The organism is Mycobacterium noviomagense, assembly GCF_010731635.1.
Taxonomy (GTDB): domain Bacteria; phylum Actinomycetota; class Actinomycetes; order Mycobacteriales; family Mycobacteriaceae; genus Mycobacterium; species Mycobacterium noviomagense.
On the sequence record NZ_AP022583.1, the window covers coordinates 1913390 to 1930988 of the forward strand.

General features: G+C 66.0%; 15 protein-coding genes and 3 pseudogenes. 13 read left to right on the top strand and 5 right to left on the bottom strand.

The window, feature by feature from the left end:
• The first annotated feature begins 196 nt into the window (after positions 1-196).
• Positions 197-430 carry a DUF7218 family protein gene (locus G6N15_RS08770; protein ID WP_083086893.1) on the top strand — a complete coding sequence of 78 codons (234 nt, stop codon included), beginning with the start codon at positions 197-199 and terminating at the stop codon, positions 428-430.
• A gap of 10 nt (positions 431-440) precedes the next feature.
• Here the strand turns inward: G6N15_RS08770 and G6N15_RS08775 are convergent, their stop codons facing one another.
• Positions 441-1190 carry a methyltransferase domain-containing protein gene (locus tag G6N15_RS08775; RefSeq protein ID WP_083086892.1) on the bottom strand — a complete coding sequence of 250 codons (750 nt, stop codon included), beginning with the start codon at positions 1188-1190 and terminating at the stop codon, positions 441-443.
• Positions 1191-1392: 202 nt separating this feature from the next.
• Here G6N15_RS08775 and G6N15_RS08780 point away from each other — a divergent pair, with 202 nt between their 5' ends.
• The 3 genes from G6N15_RS08780 to G6N15_RS08790 are packed head-to-tail and all read left to right on the top strand — an operon-like array spanning position 1393 to position 3961.
• On the top strand, positions 1393-2157 hold the full coding sequence (locus G6N15_RS08780) for an SDR family oxidoreductase (RefSeq protein ID WP_083086891.1): 765 nt from the start codon (positions 1393-1395) through the stop codon (positions 2155-2157).
• Positions 2158-2179: 22 nt separating this feature from the next.
• The gene (locus G6N15_RS08785) at positions 2180-3034 is read left to right on the top strand and encodes an NmrA family NAD(P)-binding protein (protein WP_083086890.1); all 855 of its coding nucleotides are present in this window, start codon (positions 2180-2182) and stop codon (positions 3032-3034) included.
• Positions 3035-3094: 60 nt separating this feature from the next.
• Entirely contained in the window at positions 3095-3961 is an 867-nt protein-coding gene (locus G6N15_RS08790; protein WP_083086889.1) for an SDR family NAD(P)-dependent oxidoreductase, read from the top strand.
• 417 nt (positions 3962-4378) lie between these two features.
• On the opposite strand, the gene G6N15_RS08795 is transcribed toward G6N15_RS08790, so the two are convergent.
• Positions 4379-5254, bottom strand: coding sequence for an extracellular catalytic domain type 1 short-chain-length polyhydroxyalkanoate depolymerase (locus G6N15_RS08795; protein ID WP_083086888.1), 876 nt, complete (start codon positions 5252-5254; stop codon positions 4379-4381).
• Positions 5255-5310: 56 nt separating this feature from the next.
• Positions 5311-10131, bottom strand: coding sequence for a cation-translocating P-type ATPase (locus G6N15_RS08800; protein WP_083086887.1), 4821 nt, complete (start codon positions 10129-10131; stop codon positions 5311-5313).
• A 272-nt stretch (positions 10132-10403) separates the two neighbouring features.
• On the opposite strand from G6N15_RS08800, the pseudogene G6N15_RS23515 reads away from it, so the two are divergent.
• Positions 10404-10613: pseudogene (locus tag G6N15_RS23515) on the top strand (DUF899 family protein); the annotation flags it as partial.
• Positions 10614-10673: 60 nt separating this feature from the next.
• On the opposite strand, the gene G6N15_RS08810 reads toward G6N15_RS23515, so the two are convergent.
• On the bottom strand, positions 10674-11063 hold the full coding sequence (locus G6N15_RS08810; RefSeq protein ID WP_083086886.1) for a nuclear transport factor 2 family protein: 390 nt from the start codon (positions 11061-11063) through the stop codon (positions 10674-10676).
• A 169-nt stretch (positions 11064-11232) separates the two neighbouring features.
• Entirely contained in the window at positions 11233-11868 is a 636-nt protein-coding gene (locus G6N15_RS08815) for a class I SAM-dependent methyltransferase (protein ID WP_083086885.1), read from the bottom strand.
• A gap of 39 nt (positions 11869-11907) precedes the next feature.
• On the opposite strand from G6N15_RS08815, the gene G6N15_RS23785 reads away from it, so the two are divergent.
• The 8 genes and pseudogenes from G6N15_RS23785 to G6N15_RS08850 all read left to right on the top strand — a co-directional run bounded on the left by G6N15_RS23785 (position 11908) and on the right by G6N15_RS08850 (position 17595).
• Complete coding sequence (locus G6N15_RS23785; RefSeq protein WP_083086884.1) at positions 11908-12147, top strand: hypothetical protein; 240 nt, start codon at positions 11908-11910, stop codon at positions 12145-12147.
• Positions 12144-12303: pseudogene (locus G6N15_RS22860) on the top strand (nuclear transport factor 2 family protein); the annotation flags it as partial. The gene G6N15_RS23785 and the pseudogene G6N15_RS22860, both read left to right, overlap by 4 nt.
• Positions 12304-12591, top strand: a pseudogene (locus G6N15_RS22865) (SDR family NAD(P)-dependent oxidoreductase); the annotation flags it as partial.
• A gap of 11 nt (positions 12592-12602) precedes the next feature.
• Positions 12603-13112: a nuclear transport factor 2 family protein gene (locus G6N15_RS08830; RefSeq protein ID WP_083086919.1), complete on the top strand. Its 510-nt coding sequence runs from the start codon at positions 12603-12605 to the stop codon at positions 13110-13112.
• A 40-nt stretch (positions 13113-13152) separates the two neighbouring features.
• Positions 13153-14811 (top strand): AMP-binding protein, encoded by a 1659-nt coding sequence (locus tag G6N15_RS08835; protein ID WP_083086883.1) that lies wholly within the window; start codon positions 13153-13155, stop codon positions 14809-14811.
• A 3-nt stretch (positions 14812-14814) separates the two neighbouring features.
• On the top strand, positions 14815-16452 hold the full coding sequence (locus tag G6N15_RS08840) for an AMP-binding protein (RefSeq protein WP_083086882.1): 1638 nt from the start codon (positions 14815-14817) through the stop codon (positions 16450-16452).
• 114 nt (positions 16453-16566) lie between these two features.
• Complete coding sequence (locus G6N15_RS08845; protein WP_083086881.1) at positions 16567-16794, top strand: deoxyribodipyrimidine photolyase; 228 nt, start codon at positions 16567-16569, stop codon at positions 16792-16794.
• Positions 16795-16863: 69 nt separating this feature from the next.
• Positions 16864-17595, top strand: coding sequence for an enoyl-CoA hydratase/isomerase family protein (locus G6N15_RS08850; protein ID WP_083086880.1), 732 nt, complete (start codon positions 16864-16866; stop codon positions 17593-17595).
• Positions 17596-17599: the final 4 nt, after the last annotated feature.

A 17599-nucleotide genomic window follows, 5' to 3' on the forward strand; every position in this document is an offset into this window, starting at 1 on the left:
GCCTGCTGACCCGAGAGGCGGCACACCGGTTGCGCAGCAGACGAACCAGAACTCAAACCCATTACGCTACGCAGCGTAGCGTAACCATTGACGGTAATCGTCTGGCTCGGTCGAGTCAATGACTGGCGCGCCTGTCCAAAAGTGTCCTCGTGATCGAAGTTGGGTACTCAGAGCAAACGACGTCACAGGAGGCATCATGGCGAAGGACCACGGGTCAAGCGTCAAGAATGACAAGCAGTACGAGGGCTTGCGCAAGAAAGGGATGAGCAAGTCCCGAGCGGCTGCGATTGCCAACTCGCCCGGTGCGTCCAGTAGAGGTGGCAAGAGCTCGGGCAGCAGCAAGAGCAGTCGCAGCAGCGGTAGCGGCAGCGGGGGCAACCAGTCCCAGAAGAAGGCCGCCGGCCGAAAAGGCGGCAAGAAGTCGAGCTAATCCCGAGCGGTCACCCGCGCTTTGCGCGGACCCACTGGAACGTGCCGACGTTCTTGGTGCGCACGGTGGCGAAGCCGTGGTCTTCCAGAATGTCGCCGATCTCGTCTTCGCCGAACACATAGGCTCCGCCGTTCGGTAGTGCCCGCCACAACCGAGCGGCGCGCCCGGCTGTCGGCACCATCACAGTCAGCCGTCCACCGGGCCGCAGTACCCGCGCCATCTCAGCCAGAGCTGCCGCAGGATCGGGAATCAGTTGCAGCACGGCGATCGAGACCACGGCATCGACTGTGTCGTCGCGCAGCGGAAGCCGTTGTGCGTCAGCCCGCAAGAAGCCCACCTGTGGTCCCCACCCGCCGTGGACAGCGCGGGCCAACATAGCCTCGGATAAGTCGACGCCCAACACCAGCCCGTCTTCGCCTACAGCTCGGGCGAGCGACCCGGTGATACTGGCTGGACCGCAGCCGACGTCCAAGACCACGCCCCCGGGTGAAATGTTCAGCCATTGGGTAGGCGGCTGCAGGACGCGAAGGAGCCTGCGCAGCACAGTTTGCTGGGTATCGTAGATCTTCGCCACCACAGGCGAGCTCCACATCGCCTGGATCATGCCGGTGTTCTTTACGGATGCGGCTTCTTCATCCGACCAGGCGCCGAGCACGTCGAGGTAACCCTTGCTGACATCGGGCTCCGCCGGCGGATCGGTAAGCAGCTCCACTGCCCTACGCAATGCGGGAGGCAACGTGGTCGTGTTCACTTCCGTCATAGACATTCCTTTCGCCAAATACCAAGCGGTATCGCCAATTACGCAGCCGAATACGCATTCAGCGCTGTCGGTTCGAAGCCTACGCTCCGCCACTGCTGCAGCCGTTAACGCGACGAAAAAACCCGGCAAACCAACAGCCGGTGGTTTCGAGCCGGCTCGGCTTCGCGCGTAGCGTGTCCGTGACGGCGCACAGGAGGATGCAATGCACATGACCGGCAACACCGTTGTGGTGACCGGCGGCGGCACCGGAATCGGCCGCGGCCTGGCCGAAGCATTCCACCGGTTAGGCAACCGAGTAGTCGTCGCAGGCCGGCGCCTAGAGCCGCTGCGGGCGATCACCGAGGGCAACCCGGGTATGCAGTACCTGCCGCTCGACCAGGGTGACCTCGCCAGCATCCAGCAATTCGCCGCCGAGCTAACCGGCCGCTACCCGGACCTCAATGTCGTGATCAACAACGCCGGCATCCAGCGCGTCGAGGATCTTACCGCCAGCGATACCGCGGTGGCGGAGGAGACCGTGGCGATCAACCTGCTGGGCCCGATTCGCCTTATCGCGGCGCTGCTGCCTTCATTGCTCGCAAAGCCCAACGCGGCGATTGTCAACGTCACGTCGGGGCTGGCATTCATGCCGAGCGCATTGACACCGACCTATTGCGCCACTAAAGCAGCGCTGCATTCCTACACCCAGTCGCTGCGCTTTCAGCTGCGGGACAGCTCGGTGCAGGTGATCGAAATCGTTCCGCCGCAAGTGCAGACGGCATTGCAGGGCGAGCGGGGGTTCGACCCCAACGCGATGCCCTTGGACGACTACATCGCCGAGACGATGACGCTGTTGCAGACCCAACCGCAGGCCGACGAGATCATCGTCGAGCGTGTCAAGCGGTTCCGCTTCGCCGAACGCGACGGGGTGTACGACGACATCTACCCCACCTTCAACCGGGCGATCACAGCCTCGCTGCGCCGGTGAGCAAGAACTTAGGAGAACAGCGATGCGAGTCTTGATGGTGGGAGCAACGGGACGCCATGCCCACTGGGTCTTGCGTGAGCTGACCAAGCGAGGCGTCGCGGTGCGGGCGTTGGTCCGTAATCGGGAGCGAGCGAAGGTAGCCCGGGATAGCGGCGTCGACGAGACGGTCATCGGCGACCTGACTGATCCGGCCGGCCTCACCGAAACAGTCGCGGGCATGGATGGCGTCTTCCACATCGGCCCGGCGCATGCGGCGGGAGAGGCGCAGATGGGCCTGGCAATGGTCGATGCCGCGCGGGCAGCGGGGGTGCAGAAGTTCGTCTTTTCCGGGGTCATTCACCCGTCGATCTCGGCGATGACCAATCACGCCGCCAAGCTGCCCGTCGAGGAGGCCCTCTACAGCTCGGAGATGGATTTCACGGTGCTGCAGCCGGCGCGGTTCATGCAGAATTTCGAGCGCTCCTGGGACGACATTGTCCAGCATGACCGGTTGGCGCAGCCTTACTCCCTGTCGTCGAAGATGTGCTCGGTGGACTACCGCGACGTCGCCGAGGTCGCCGCGATAGCGATGACCGGCAATCGACTCAGCTACGGCACCTTCGAGCTGTGTGCACCCGGGATGCTGGATAGCTACGAAACTGCCGCACTCCTCAGCGAGGTGCTCGGAAGGCCGATCACAGCCGTGCAGATACCGATTGACGAATTCGCCTCCCAGCTGCCCGAGGGGCCCTTCCGGGACGGCATGCGGCGGATGATGGCCCACTATGACGAACACGGTTTGCCGGGCGGAAATGCGGTGGTGCTGCGGGCGATCCTGGGTCGAGAACCACGATCGCTCAAAGACTACTTCGCCGAACTCGCTTCGCGAGCCGACTGACCGGCATGCCATACGGGACCGACCGCTTCACGGTGGGCGCGGACTGGTGAGAATAGTTCCATGAACGTCGGGGCCAAGGTGATCGACAAACTAGTCAACCCGGCGCGGGTTTCAGATCCCGACAAGTTGCGCCGTGCCGTCTCCGGCAAAACCGTGCTGGTGACCGGGGCGTCATACGGCGTGGGCGAGGCGACCGCTCGAGCGCTTGGCGCGGCACGCGCGACCGTACTGGCCGTCGCTCGCTCGGCCGAACGCCTTGATGACTTGGCGGCATCCATCAACACCGGTGGGGGACGAGCGGTCGCCTACCCGGCCGATCTCACCGACGAATCCGCCGTCAACACGCTGACCAAACGCATCGCCGACGACCACGGGCCACTCGACATTGTGGTGAGCAATGCCGGTAAGTCGATCCGACGGTCGTTGCATCATCAATATGACCGCCCGCACGATTTTCAGCGCACCATCGACATCAACTACCTGGGGCCGATCCGGTTGCTGCTGGGAGTTCTTCCGGCGATGCGGGAGCATGGGGGCGGGCACATCATCAGCGTTTCGAGCGTCGGAGTACGGGTTCCGCCCGGCCCGCAGTGGGGTGCCTATCAGGCATCCAAGGGAGCATTCGACATCTGGCTGCGCAGCGTCGCTCCAGAGCTGCACGCTGACGGTGTCGACGTCACGTCGATTTACCTCGCGCTGGTCCGCACCAGGATGACCGAGCCCACGCCGCTGCTACGCAAACTCCCGGGGCTGTCCGCCGAGGAAGCCGCCGATGTGGTCGCCAAAGCGATCATTGAACGGCCGCGCACGATCGAGCCGTGGTGGGCGTGGCCCGCAGAGCTCACCTCGGTGGCGCTGGCCGGGCCTGTGGATTGGGCGGCGCGACTCTGGTATCGGTACGCCATCGAAAACAAGCGCCACCAATGACGACGACGAGCGTGATCACCACGGCTCGGGCCCTGCTGCGCTCCCGACTACTCAGTCCACCAGGCCCGGCCGGGTGACATGCCTGCTTCGCGAAGTGGGTCGTGGCGGCACAAATCCGTTACCTTGGGGCGATGGCAACCGCACTGGCCGAACATTGCGACATCGCGGACAACGCGGTGATTGGTGTGCCTGACGAGCGGTTCGGGCAGCGCCTGGCGCCTAAGTCGTTCCGCGACCCGGCAGCGGCATCAGCGAAAGGTGAACCGCGAAGTCCCTGTGTGGCAGGGTTTCCTGCTTCGGATAGCCAGAGACATCCACATCGTCATGAGTATTTCACGCAACCCCGCCGACAAGGGTGCTGTGAAAAGAACTGCCTGCGTAGCCTTCTCGCCCGGCACCTGCTGCGGTTGATCACGATTAGGCGGGATGTGCTGCGAAGAACTGCCAGAACGTTTGGGTGGCGTTCAGCGAATGCGACGTCGGGCTTCCCCGTTCGAGGAATGTGGTGCCGCCTGGCCATTGGTGCCCGCCGCCGTCGATGGTGATCAGCACCACGCTGCGGTTGTGCGGGCACGCAGCGGTCGAAGTGGTGACCGGACCGGCGTTGCTGAGGGCAGGTGGCCCGCAGTGGTCAACTTGACGCCAGAAGGCGTTGACGTCGGCAATCGACGGTCCGTTGACGACACTGGCGCCCTGCCCCCCGTTATAGGGGACCAACCGGTCGGCGGTGCCGTGGATGTGCATCACCGAGGTCGGGTGCGGTGTGGCGCAGGCGTCGAGTTGGGTGGCCGAATCCGGCCCGATGGCGGCAAAGACGCCGCTGTTGCAGGCCAGTGTGTAGCTCATGAGGCCGCCGTTACTGATGCCGGTGGCATACACACGCGCACGGTCGATACCGATAGAGTCGCCGATCCGTCCCACCATCGCGGTGATGAAGCCGACGTCATCGATCCCGTCACGGGCGGGCCGCCCGCAGCAGCCGTGAGCGTTCCAGGCCCGGCCGATCCCGTCCGGGTAGGCGACGACGAACTTGGCGGAGTCGGCCAACTGATCCCAGCCGTATGAGTTTTCAGCTTGCTCTCCGGTGCCGAATCCGCCGTGCAACATGACGACCAGCGGGGCAGCCGCGGGTAAGCCGGCGGGCTTGTACACCCGGTAGGCGCGGTCGAGCCCGTCGAACCTCAGGTTGTGCGCACTGGTGCCGTCGGGATACGCGGTCTCGGGCGAGCCCGCCACTGAACACGCCGCCACCGCAAGCAACATACCGAGCAGCGCGGCGAGCCGAATAATCACCGCTTCAACCTAGGCCGGGGGCTGTCCGCGCTACTGCGCGGTGGCGAAGGAACGGTTCACACAGTCGGGTCGGGTATCTGCTGCGAGACACCGACAGTTTTGACCAACCAAGTCGGTGCGACCACCGATAAGGCAGTGGCCGTTGCCGTCGCGCCGGCCACCCCCGTCCACGCCACCGGGCCCAGCGGCGTACACCCGAAGAAGTGGCTGACACCTGGGGTTTGCACGACGGCGACCAGGACCGCCGCGCTGCCGAGCGCCGTCGCCACGACGAGCGGGCTGTGGCGGCGAGTCATCAGCGTCTGCGCCAGCTGCGTTGCCACCAAAGCGGTCAATCCCATTGTCGCGGTGCGTCGTTCGGTGCCCGGTGTCCAACGTCCGATAGCCCACGCGGCGGTAGCGCCGGCGGCTGTGACGGCGCCGCGGGTGACGATCTGCCGCATCAGCGGCACGTCGAGCGACGGCGTCGGCTCGGTCAGTACCGCACGCTGGTAGGCACGGCGGGCTTCTTCGTCCTCCTGGTCGGCCTGGTCCTCGGATTCGTCGAGTTGCGGATGCTGTGAGGTGACGGCAACCGCAAGCGCAGGGAACATATCGGTGAGCAAATTCACGAGCAGCAGCTGCCGGGTCCCGATCGGCGCCCGGCCCGCGCCGAATGCTGTCCCGATAATCGTGAACAGCACCTCGCCCACATTGCCGCCAACCAAGATCGTCACCGCATCGCGCACACCGGCCCACATACCGCGGCCCTCGACCAGTGCGTCGATCAGCACGCCCAGATCGTCGTCGGTCAGCACGATGTCAGCGGCGCCGCGGGCGGCTGAGGATCCGCGAGCAGTCACCCCGATGCCCACGTCGGCCATCCGGATGGCGGCGGCGTCATTGGCTCCGTCGCCGACCATCGCGGTCACTTGGCCGCAGCGTTGCAGCGCCGCAACGATCTGAACCTTTTGCTCGGGGCTGACACGGGCGAAGACCTGAACGTCGGCGGCGAGTTTGGTGCACGCTTCCTCGTCGAGCGCCGCAAGCTCGCTGCCGGTGACCACCCGCACATCCGACGGCAGGCCCAACTGGCGGGCGATCGCTCGTGCCGTCACCGGATGATCGCCGGTGATCAGTACCACCTTGCGTTCGGCATCCAGCAGCGCCTCGATCAGGGGCCGCGCCGAAGGCCGGGCAGTGTCGGCCAAGCCGACGTAGCCGAGCAATTCAAGGTCCTGCGCGGCGGCATCGACCTCGTCGGCGTCGGTGGCGTCTTCGGTGGTTTCTCCGTCCCAGCTGCGCTGTGCCACTGCAAGCACACGCAAGCCTTGTTCGGCCAGGCCGTGCACCAACGACTCCGCGTGGTCACCCTCGGCGTCGCGATCGGCGAATCGGCAACGCGGCAGGACCTGTTCGGGTGCGCCCTTAAGCATCAGCGTCGGCGGTTGCCCATCGGCGCTGGCAGTGCCGATGGCGGCCGCGTAGCCGCGACTGGACTCGAACGGTACCTCCGCGAGCACAGTCCATTCCGAATCGCCTTGGCCGCCCAGCGCATCCGCCGCGGTGAGGATCGCCTCGTCGGTGGCGTGCGCGTGCCCTTGGCCGTTGCGGGGCTGCGTACACGCGCGCGCGGCCGCCCGCAGCACCTCGGCCGCCCGCGGGTCGGCGGTGTCGAGGAACGGGCCCTCGGGCCGGGAGTCTTTCGGGACGGCACAAACCACGCGCAGCCGGTTCTCGGTAAGCGTGCCGGTCTTGTCGAAACACACGGTGTCGACGCGGCCCAGAGCTTCGACCGTGCGTGGAGCACGGACCAGCACGCCGCGCCGCGACAGCCGCTGTGCAGCGGCAAGCTGCGCCAGCGTGGCCACCAACGGCAAGCCCTCCGGGACAGCGGCCACCGCGATCGCCACACCGTCGGCGACCGCTTGGCGCAGCGTTGCGCGGCGCAGCAACGCAAGAGCGCTCACCGCTGCTCCGCCTGCGAGTGTCACCGGAAGAACCCGGCTGGTCAGCTGACGCAGCCGGGCTTGCACGCCCGCGGCCGGTTCGACATCGGCGACGGCCGAGATCGCGCGGTGCGCCGCGGTGCCCGCACCGGTCGCCACGACGATCGCCCGAGCGTGGCCGGCGACGATCGTGCTGCCCTCGAACAGCATGCTGGCGCGGTCGGGATCGGTTGCGGCGACGGGGTCAACCTGCTTGTCCACCGGGAGCGACTCACCGGTGAGGAACGACTCGTCGACCTCGACGTCCTCGGCCACCAGGACCCGGGCGTCCGCCGGCACGACGTCCGGAGCGGCGAGGTCGATGACGTCGCCGGGGCGCAAGGAACTTGCGGTTACGGTGACGACGCGATCAGAATGCCGGGCAACGTCCAACCGGCGCCGGGTCGTCGCCACGGCCGGGACCACGACCCGGCGCGCGAACTTCTCCTGTTCGGCGAACAGCTCAGCCGCCGCGGCCTCGGCCCGTAACCGTTGCACGCCACCGACTATCGCGTTGGCGGTCATCACACCGGTGACCAGTAGCGCGTCGACGTTGCTGCCGACAATCGCCGACGCCGCCGCTCCCACCGCCAGAATCGGCGTCAGCGGGTCGTTGAGCTCGGCGCGCGTCGCGGCAAGCAAGCGGCCGACCGCCGCCGCCGGCCCGCGCAGCGGTCTCACCAGTGGGGTGTAGGACAAGTCGTCGGCAACGCGGCGCCATGCCGCCGCGCCGGGCTCGATGACCAAGGGCCGCGTACGGCTGGTCAGCCGCGAGTAGACGATCTCCGGGTCGAGCGCATGCCAAGCGGTCAGCGGTTGCGGGGTCGGATCAGGCTGGCGCAGCACCTTTGCGGCCGAGAAAGCGCCCGACGCCAACGCGGTGGCTGCGGCGGCGTTGACGGGATTGAGCCAGCGCCGCATGGCCAGTGGGCTTCCGGCACCTGTGCGCGGGTCACCGGTGACCAGCAACAGCCCGGCCAGCGTGGTGCCGCCCTGAGCAAGGCGCACCGACGATTCGGTGGCTTGGCGGGCCGCCGGTAGTGCCGACAAAATCCGCACGGCCGCAGCCAGATCGGTGCCAGTGATGATGTCTGCGGTCCACGGTGTCGCCGCATGCGGGTCGTCGAGGGCCACCCCGACGTCGGCGACGGCCAGCGCCGCCAACGTGTCCGTCGACGCGAAATCCCGATGCAGCGCGGTGATCAGCAATACCGGCCCGCGATCCGAGCGCAGCTCACGGACCAACTTCAGCAGCGGAGTGCCCGGGGGATGAGCCTCTGCGACGCTCGCCGCCAGATCCTGGGTGCCCGCGACGTGCCGCAACACCACCCGCGCTCCGGTGCGGTGCGCGGTCTGCAGCAGTGCGATCGCGAAGGGGTCGACTTCCCAACCAACTTCGACGTTGCCCACGCATTCGCCGTCGACCACGAGGTCGGCACGTTCGAGGCCCTGGGCGGGTGTAGCCGCCGGTCCCTGCGCCGGGATCCAGCGCAGACGAGCCCCGGTGGCGGGAAACTCATCGGGATCGGGCTCGGGCGGCTGCTCAGCGTGCAGCAGCGCGTCGGCGACCTCATATACCCGGTCGTCATCCCAGCCGGGTGCATTTCCGCGTGCTTGCAGGACGGCCCGCGCATCACCGCGCAACGCCGCGCCGTCGATCAGGACCACCTTCACCCGATCCAACCGGCGCAGCGCGCCGGGGTCGAGGATCATCTGCCCGGCGTTGGCCAGACCGCGGCCCAGGACGGCGGCGAACGCCTGCCGGCCCATATGCGCTGCCTTGGGCACCCCGGCCAGGATCGTTCCGGCCGCGTCTTCGGCGCCGCCGCCTGCCAGCAACGCGCCCGCCGCGGCGACCAGCGAACCGTTGGCGGCCTGGTTGGCATACTCTTCCACCGGTCCGGCCATCGATCCCTTTGCCGTGTCGATCGCCGAGTCGATGGCCCCGTCGACGACGACGTGCGAAGCCTCACCGGCTGCTGCGGCCACCCAGTTGTGCCGGGGAGCGTGGGAATCGGGTCCAGCGGACGAGATGACGGGGACCACTGGTGCCTGCGGCCGCTTGGTCGAGGCCAGCTCGGGTTCTCGCTGCCGCCACCTGTCCCGGTGAGCCGCCGCCTCGGCGATCTGCAGGCCGCGTTGCGCCAGGTCCAACAGTGGTGTGCCGACCGCCTGCGTGAGGCCGTTGGCCGCTGCGCTGGAAGCGGCGAGCGCGAGATCGGTGCCCACTCGACCCAGGCGCGATTCCAAAAATGACACGATGCGCGGTTGGTTGCTGATCAGAGCGGCCGCGGCTCGGGTGGTTCGCGGGGCGGCTGGCAGTCGGACGACCCAACCGGTGACGGCGGCCCCGATCGCTACGACATCCATTGCCGCGGCGGTGACCGGCACCAGTATCGCCAGCGGATTACCGGGATCGGCGAACGGCGCGATGCGCGGTGCCGATTGCAAGCCTGCCGACATCAAGTCGGCGGCGACGGACTCGACTGCGTCACGCACGGTGTCGACGATGCGATCGGCGTCGGTGTCGTCCTCGAGTTCGAGCACCAGCCGGCCCAACGCGCCCTCGACATGAGCAGTCGTCACGCCGGGGATCTTGCGGACCGCCTCCTCTACTGCCGGCGCATGCTCGTGCCAGCGGGGAAACGGCAGCAGCGGATCCAGGTCCAGGTGCACCCGGCGTCCGCTCTGCCAACGCACCGGCGGCGCAGCTGCCTCAGCGGAGCCGTTGGAAGAATTGCCCATCCCCAGCACGCGGGCGGTCGATTGGCTGACCGATTGCACGACTGGAGTGGCCAGCATCTGCATCGCCGCGGCAGCCCCCGCCGCGCCTTGCACCCCGGTTCGCACCGCCTGCGCCGCTCCACCGGTTACGCCGCCGAGAACGTTGGCTACACCCGGAACCCTCATTGCGTCATCCTTCAGCCTTCGGCTACGTCTGCCGTGCCCAACCTACGGCTACTAGCTAACACTGCCCATAAAACACCCTGGTAAACGGCACCACTGTGCAGGCACTACGTGAGTGTCGGCGCTCGGCGGGACACCGGTGTCGGATTTACGCCGCCGCGTTCGTCGTCTAGGTGACGGCGGCTCGAGAGGAAAGCCGTCCTGACGAGAAAGGAGCGCAGACATGACCACCCACACAGTCGCAACTCGAGAAGAGCACCTTCAGGCTCGTCTGGCTGCTTGAGGCGGAAAAGGAACTTACCCGCCGCAGCGACGAGCTAGCCGTGCGACGGCGCGACCTTCCCTGGGTGCGAATCGAGAAGACCTACCGCTTCGACACCAACGAAGGAGAGAAAACCCTCGCCGAACTCTTCGACGGGCGCTCGCAGCCGCTGGTCTACCACTTCATGTTCGGACCGGACTGGACTGAGGCAGGCCGTCCTCGTTCCGTCCGTACGGCGCACGGCGCCATGACGAGTATCCGGCAGCGCCATGAGTGGCCGGCGTCAGCCCGCGCGACCGCCCTCCACACGTGGCTCCCCGCCGGGCCGCTTGATGAAAACACTGACGTACGAGATCAGGCCATCGCCGTCTTGCTCGAACACGAGGCATTCGGGGTACTCGGTGGGGACACCGTCGATCTCGAACGTCTCGGTCAGTTCTACATATGAAAGACGTTCGGACACAGCGGAAATCCGCTGCACCTGCAATTGGTAGCCCTGCAGATGGGAGAAAACGCCGCGCAGGAAGGCGATATAGGGTTCCTTTCCTTCGACGGCGTCGCAGAACGGGCCGTCGCGAACCAAGCCCTCGTCGGCGGTGGTGGCGGCCAGTCCATCCCAATCCTGAGAGCCCAGGCACGCCAAGTAGCGTTCTACCACTCCGCTGCCGGTCATGTCGCCCTACCTTTCAGGAGGATGCCGGCAAGATGCTATCCGCACAGAACGGATGTCGTATGCGAAATCGCTTTGCAATTCCGGTGTAAGGAACCGGTAGATACTGGCGGGGGGCCGCGTAATCTCTCGGTGGGTGGCGTCAGGATATCTGCTGATGAAGTTGTAGCCGCTAGCTTTTCACCCCGACGGTGATCAGGTCGGAGAGGATCTTCGTCCAAATGGGCCGCCGGACACGGTGTTGCTCAGTGACTGTGAAGCCGGCGCCCTCGAACAGTGCGTGCATCTCGGCGGGCGACGGATGGTGCGCAGGTTTCCACCGGATGGCCGACGGGGCCTGCAGACGGGGTTGACGCGCGCTGAGCGCCGCGACCGCGACCAGCCCAGCGGGGGCGAGCACACGGTGAAACTCGCGTAACGCCGCCGGCTGGTCGAAGAAGTGGAACGCCGACGTCGTCACGACGGCGTCGAGGGCGCCGTCGTCGAACGGCAGGTGCTCAGCCGGTCCCTTCAACCACTGCACCCGGTCAGTTCGCGCTCGGGCCTGGGCGAGCATCCCATCGGACATGTCGACCCCGTACAACTCCTCCGGCCCCAGCTCACGCTGGATCCGGTGAGTCAAAACGCCAGTCCCGCAGGCGACGTCAGCAATACGCGTACATCCGTGGGTACGCAGCTGCTCGATCACCTCATCGTGCGGCGGGCGATACACCCACTCCTGGAGAATTGGAAGGTTGTACGCGGGGGCGGCAAAACTCCAGAACCGGGTGACCGTCTCGTTGAAGCCGCGGCGTCGAGGTGTTTCCACAGATCGCCAGCCTAACCATCCGCCGAACGGCGGCGTGGCATGTGGGCAGGCGTCCTGTCGCTGGGGAACACGCTGACCACGTGGGGCGCCCTCTTCACGACACGTATGGTGATGCGCATGCGTGCGGTGGTGTTGCGCGACGGACAGCTCCACGTTGGGGAGACCGCGGACCCTGTACCCGGTCAGGGAGAGACGGTGCTGCGAACGCTGAGCACCGCGATCTGCGCCTCGGACGTGCATGTCACGGGGCACCCCCACCCGAACGGAGACATTTCGTGACCGACCGAGACGATCGCCAGGACATCGCCGATGTTCTGCTGCGCTACGCCACCGGGACAGATCGGCGCGGACTGGGACTTGTTTCGCACCGTGTTCAGCGATGACTGCCAACTCGACTACGGCGAAATCGGGCGCGGGGTCGACGCAGTCACCGACAAGGGCGTCGACGTGCTGGGTCTGATCCTCGGCAAGACCGACACACCGGCACTGCGTCGACTCGAACACAGCCGGGGACAGATCAGTCCCGAAGACGAGACGCCGCCGGATGCCGCCAGCGTCGACGAGGTCATCAGCGAGGCGTTCGACAACCTGACCAACGGGCCAACCTGGATCGTCGGCGAAAACATGCGCGCTGCAGCGCAAATGCTGGGCTCGATGACCCGCAACCAGGCTGTCCAGCTCTTAGCCCGAGCCAGTGCCGCCGCCATGGGCGGCAACAAGTGAAAGTGCCCGCGATGGATGACCCCACCGCTCTGCTGGAGATCCAGGCGATCAAACAGCTCAAGGCCCGGTACTGCCGATACCTGGACACCAAAGACTGGGAGGCATGGCGCGACGTTTTCACCGACGACTTCGTCAGCGATACCGCCGAGGCGGGCGGCAAGGTCATCATCGGCGCCGACGAGTTCGTCGCATTCATCCGTACGACACTGGGCAAGTCCTCTCAGCCCACCGTGCACCAGGTACACGCGCCGGAGATCGAGCTGACTTCGCCGACAACGGCCCGAGGTGTGTGGGCGTTAGAGGACGTGGTGCGGCTGGCGCCCGGGCTGAACCTCAACGGTTACGGCCACTACCACGAGACTTACGTCAAGATCGACGGACAGTGGCGCATCAAGACCTCCAAGCTGACCAGGCTTCGCGAGGATATCTTCAACCCCCTTTTCTCGCTGCGCATTTCGCCTCGGCTACGAAGAGCCGTAGCGAGGCTCGCGCGTCACGGGCTGGGGTTCAGCACCAGCTAATCCGCTGACGGATCTGCGTTGGCGCGCGATGCTACATGTTATGGCGACCAACACCGATCGCTATCGCGCCGCGCGGGACGAGGTCCTTGCGGGCAGGTTCGGGTGGCCGCGCATTACCGGTGTCTTCAACTGGGCGACCGACTGGTTCGACGTCATCGGGCGAGGCAACGACCAGACTGCTCTATGGGTCGTCGACGACGACGGCACCGAACAGAAAGTGAGCTTCGCCGAGATGGTCGAGCGGTCCGACCGCGTTGCAGCGTGGTTGCAGCACCTCGGCGTCGGCAAAGGTGATCGGGTCATCGTGATGCTGGGCAACCAGGTCGAGTTGTGGGAAACGATGCTGGCCGTCGCCAAACTCGGCGCCGTCATCATGCCGACCACCGCGGCGCTCGGTCCGGCCGACATTGCCGACCGCCTTCGTCGCGGCGGCGCAAGCTTCGTCGTCGCCAATGCGTCTGACACCGCCAAGTTCGACGGGATCGACGGTGACTACCGGCGCATTGCGGTCGGCGCACCGGTCGACGAGTGGCACCGCTACGCCGACGCCGCAGGCGCCGCCCCGACCGGTCCGTTCACGGCTCAAACCGCTGTTGACGATCCGATGCTGATTTATTTCACCTCGGGGACCACCAGCACGCCCAAGCTGGTGCAGCATTCCCAGATCAGCTATCCGGTAGGGCATTTGTCGACGATGGCCTGGATCGGCGTGCGGGCCGGCGACGTGCACTTGGCGATCAGCTCGCCGGGTTGGGCCAAACACGCCTGGAGTTGCTTCTTCGCGCCGTGGGCCGCAGAGGCGACGATCTTCGTCTACAACTACCGCCGCTTCGACGCGGCGGCATTGCTGGACCGAATTCGTGGCGCCGGGGTGACGACGTTCTGTGCGCCGCCGACGGTGTGGCGCATGCTCATTCAGTCCGATCTCGGTGACCGACCGGAACGGCTGCGCGAAATCGTGGCCGCCGGTGAACCTCTCAACGCGAACGTCATCGCCGAGGTCGAGCGAGCGTGGGGCCTAACCATCCGCGACGGCTACGGCCAGACCGAGACCACGCTGCTGATCGGCAACCTTCCCGGCCGGCCGGTCAAACCGGGATCGATGGGCCGGCCGTTGCCGGGTGTGCCCATTGTGCTGGTTGACCCGGTCAGCGGCGAACCCGCCGACGAGGGCGAGATCTGTCTCGACTTGACCGCCGACCCGGTCAACGTGATGACCGGCTATCTCGGCGACCCGCACAACCAGGCGACCGCAGGCCGCTACTACCACACCGGCGACGTCGCTCGCCGCGACGCCGAAGGCGACATCACCTACGTCGGCCGCACCGATGACGTGTTCAAGTCGTCGGACTACAAGGTGTCGCCGTTCGAACTGGAAAGCGTGCTCATCGAGCATCCGGCCGTCGTCGAGGCCGCTGTGGTGCCGCAGCCCGACGACACCCGGTTATCGGTCCCCAAGGCCTACATTTCGCTGTCCGCCGACTGGCGACCCGACGCCGACACCGCCCGGTCGATCATGCAGCACGTGCGCGACCGCGTCCCGCCGTATTTGAGGGTGCGGCGCGTCGAGTTCTTCGAACTGCCCAAGACGATCTCGGGCAAGATCCGCCGGGTCGAGCTACGGTGCCGCGAAGAGACCGCACACCGCGCCAGGACACCGATCGCGACGGAGTACCGGTACGAGGATCTGGTGGGCTGAGCAATGAAGGCCTACGACGCCGGTCCGACGGATACTCCTCTTCTCGAGGAGACGATCGGGGCGAACTTCGAGCGCATGGTCGCTACCCATCCCGACGCCGAGGCGCTCGTCGATGTTGCCGGGCACCGTCGCTGGTCCTATGCCGAGCTCAACCACGAAGTCGATGTCGTGGCAAGGGGTTTGATGTCTCTGGGCGTGGCCCGCGGCGAGCGTGTCGGCATCTGGGCACCGAACTGCCCGGAGTGGACTGTCGTGCAGTACGCCACCGCGAAGATCGGTGCGATCCTCGTCACCGTCAACCCCGCCTACCGCATCCACGAACTCGCCTATGTGCTGAAGCAGTCAGGTACGCGCACGCTGATCGCCGCGACGAAGTTCAAAACCTCCGACTACCGAAGCATGATCGCCGCCGTCCGTCCCGACTGCCCCGACCTCAAAGATGTTGTGTTTCTTGACGCTCGCGACTGGGACAACCTGAAACAGCACGCAGCGCCGGAGAATGAGCTCACAACCCGATCGTCGGCGTCAGCCAACACCGACCCGATCAACATCCAATACACCTCGGGGACAACCGGATTCCCCAAGGGCGCGACGTTGTCGCATCGCAACATCCTCAACAACGGCTTCTTCGTCACCGAATTGCTGAACCTGGGCCCGGATGACCGGCTCTGCGTCCCCGTGCCGTTCTACCACTGCTTCGGCATGGTGATGGGCAATCTCGGCTGCACCACGCACGGGGCCACGATCGTCATTCCGGCGCCCGCGTTCGACGCTGGGGCGACACTGGCCGCGATCGAAGCCGAACGCTGCACCGGCGTCTACGGCGTCCCGACCATGTTCATCGCCATGCTCAACCATCCCGATGTTGCCCATACCGACCTGTCGTCGCTGCGCACCGGCATCATGGCCGGATCGGTGTGCCCGGTCGAGGTGATGAAGCGCTGCCTCAGCGAGATGAACATGACGCCGGCCATCGCCTACGGCATGACCGAGACATCGCCGGTCTCCTGCCAAACACTCGTCGGCGACGATCTCGAGCGGCGAACCGCAACCGTCGGGCGCGCCCACCCCCATGTGGAAGTCAAAATCGTCGATCCGGACAGCGGCGGCATCGTCGAGCGAGGAGAGCCCGGTGAGTTCTGCGCCCGCGGCTACTTGGTGATGCTGGGGTACTGGCGCGACGAGCACCTGACCCGCGAGGTGGTCGATGCCGACGGGTGGATGCATAGCGGCGATCTTGCGGTTATGCGCGACGACGGGTACTGCACCATCGTCGGACGCTTGAAGGACATGGTGATCCGCGGCGGCGAGAACATCTATCCGCGCGAGGTCGAGGAATTCCTCTACACCCATCCCGACATCGACGAAGTGCAGGTCATCGGCGTGCCCGACGAGACGTACGGCGAAGAAGTCTGCGCCTGGATCAGGATGAAGCCGGGCCGGCCGGCCTTGGATGCCGACGCGGTGCGGGCTTTCGCCACCGACAAGCTCGCGCACTACAAGATCCCGCGCTACGTCCACGTCGTCGACGAGTTCCCGATGACGGTCACCGGCAAGGTGCGCAAAGTGGAGATGCGTGAGCACAGCATCCGCCTCTTCGGGCTCAAAGCGCCTCCCTCAGCGCCGAAAGACGAGCGGTGACACCGCGCTGCAATCCTGCCTTCAGGCCGGCGAATCTCTGCCGATCCGGACCCCAAACGGATACCGTCCATTCATGGCAAGACGCCAACGCTCGCCGGTGAAGAGGAGACAGCCATGCTGCATGATCTGATACTGGCCGCTCAGCAGAACCCGCAAGCCGCTGGGTTCATTCTGCGCGGCATCAAGGCGATATTCGTCGGCATCGGCAGCATCATCGCCGCGATCATCTGCGCGGTTATCGCCGGGATGAAGGGGCGCAATCCGCTTGGTTGGGGCATCCTCGGGCTGTTTTTCAGCATCATCACCCTGATCGTTGTGATCGTCATTCCAAGCAAGAGGTAGGTAGCGCGCGCCTATCGCGTCGAGACAGAGCCAGGGCTGTAAACTGCGATGCCGCAAAGCCGATCCGCAATGGAGACAGAAGCCCGAGACGGCGTGACGGTCATCGGCTTCGACCATCCGCCGGTGAATGCTCTTGACCTCGCGCTGCTCGACGACGTGGTCGCGACCATGCGCCGCGTCGACGGCCCAGTGGTCATCACTGGCAAAGGCAAGTGCTTTTCGGCCGGCGTCGACTTGCCGGCGCTCATCGGCGGCGGACCTGAGTACACCGATCGCTTCATCACCGCTCTCTCCGCGGCTTTCCTCGCCGTCTTCGACCACCCGGCGCCGGTGGTCGCGGCGATCAACGGGCATGCCATTGCGGGCGGATGCGTCTTCGCCATGTGCGCCGACATCCGACTCATGTCCGCCGGGACGATCGGCCTCACTGAGCTCGCAGTCGGGGTCCCGTTCCCAGTGGCCGCCCTCGAGATATGCCGCTCTGCGATGGGCACCTCGGTCACCCGGGCAGCGCTGCAAGCCAACACGATTGACGTGGATTCGGCGGCGGCTCGGGGCTGGGTCGATCTGGTGGTCCCCGCCGCCGAGCTCACAGCGGAGGCTGTTGCGATCGCGCGTCGACTCGGCGAGTATTCGCCGGCAGCGTACGCGGCTACCAAGGAACAGCTGCACCGGCCGGCTCACGAGGCGATCGCTGCCGGCGCCGAAGTGGATACGAAGACGCGGGCCGGCTGGCTGGCCGAAGACACTCGCGGCCGAATCACCGCGTTTGTCAAGGCGTTTGGGCGCGATCACCGCTAGGTCG

What these genes read in the sequence shown, in the direction of transcription:
- G6N15_RS08770 (WP_083086893.1), top strand. Translation starts at nt 197, where the DNA reads ATGGCGAAGGACCACGGGTCAAGCGTCAAGAATGACAAGCAGTACGAG.
- G6N15_RS08775 (WP_083086892.1), bottom strand. Translation starts at nt 1,190, where the DNA reads ATGACGGAAGTGAACACGACCACGTTGCCTCCCGCATTGCGTAGGGCA.
- G6N15_RS08780 (WP_083086891.1), top strand. Translation starts at nt 1,393, where the DNA reads ATGCACATGACCGGCAACACCGTTGTGGTGACCGGCGGCGGCACCGGA.
- G6N15_RS08785 (WP_083086890.1), top strand. Translation starts at nt 2,180, where the DNA reads ATGCGAGTCTTGATGGTGGGAGCAACGGGACGCCATGCCCACTGGGTC.
- G6N15_RS08790 (WP_083086889.1), top strand. Translation starts at nt 3,095, where the DNA reads ATGAACGTCGGGGCCAAGGTGATCGACAAACTAGTCAACCCGGCGCGG.
- G6N15_RS08800 (WP_083086887.1), bottom strand. Translation starts at nt 10,131, where the DNA reads ATGAGGGTTCCGGGTGTAGCCAACGTTCTCGGCGGCGTAACCGGTGGA.
- G6N15_RS08810 (WP_083086886.1), bottom strand. Translation starts at nt 11,063, where the DNA reads ATGACCGGCAGCGGAGTGGTAGAACGCTACTTGGCGTGCCTGGGCTCT.
- G6N15_RS23785 (WP_083086884.1), top strand. Translation starts at nt 11,908, where the DNA reads ATGTGGGCAGGCGTCCTGTCGCTGGGGAACACGCTGACCACGTGGGGC.
- G6N15_RS08830 (WP_083086919.1), top strand. Translation starts at nt 12,603, where the DNA reads ATGGATGACCCCACCGCTCTGCTGGAGATCCAGGCGATCAAACAGCTC.
- G6N15_RS08835 (WP_083086883.1), top strand. Translation starts at nt 13,153, where the DNA reads ATGGCGACCAACACCGATCGCTATCGCGCCGCGCGGGACGAGGTCCTT.
- G6N15_RS08840 (WP_083086882.1), top strand. Translation starts at nt 14,815, where the DNA reads ATGAAGGCCTACGACGCCGGTCCGACGGATACTCCTCTTCTCGAGGAG.
- G6N15_RS08845 (WP_083086881.1), top strand. Translation starts at nt 16,567, where the DNA reads ATGCTGCATGATCTGATACTGGCCGCTCAGCAGAACCCGCAAGCCGCT.
- G6N15_RS08850 (WP_083086880.1), top strand. Translation starts at nt 16,864, where the DNA reads ATGGAGACAGAAGCCCGAGACGGCGTGACGGTCATCGGCTTCGACCAT.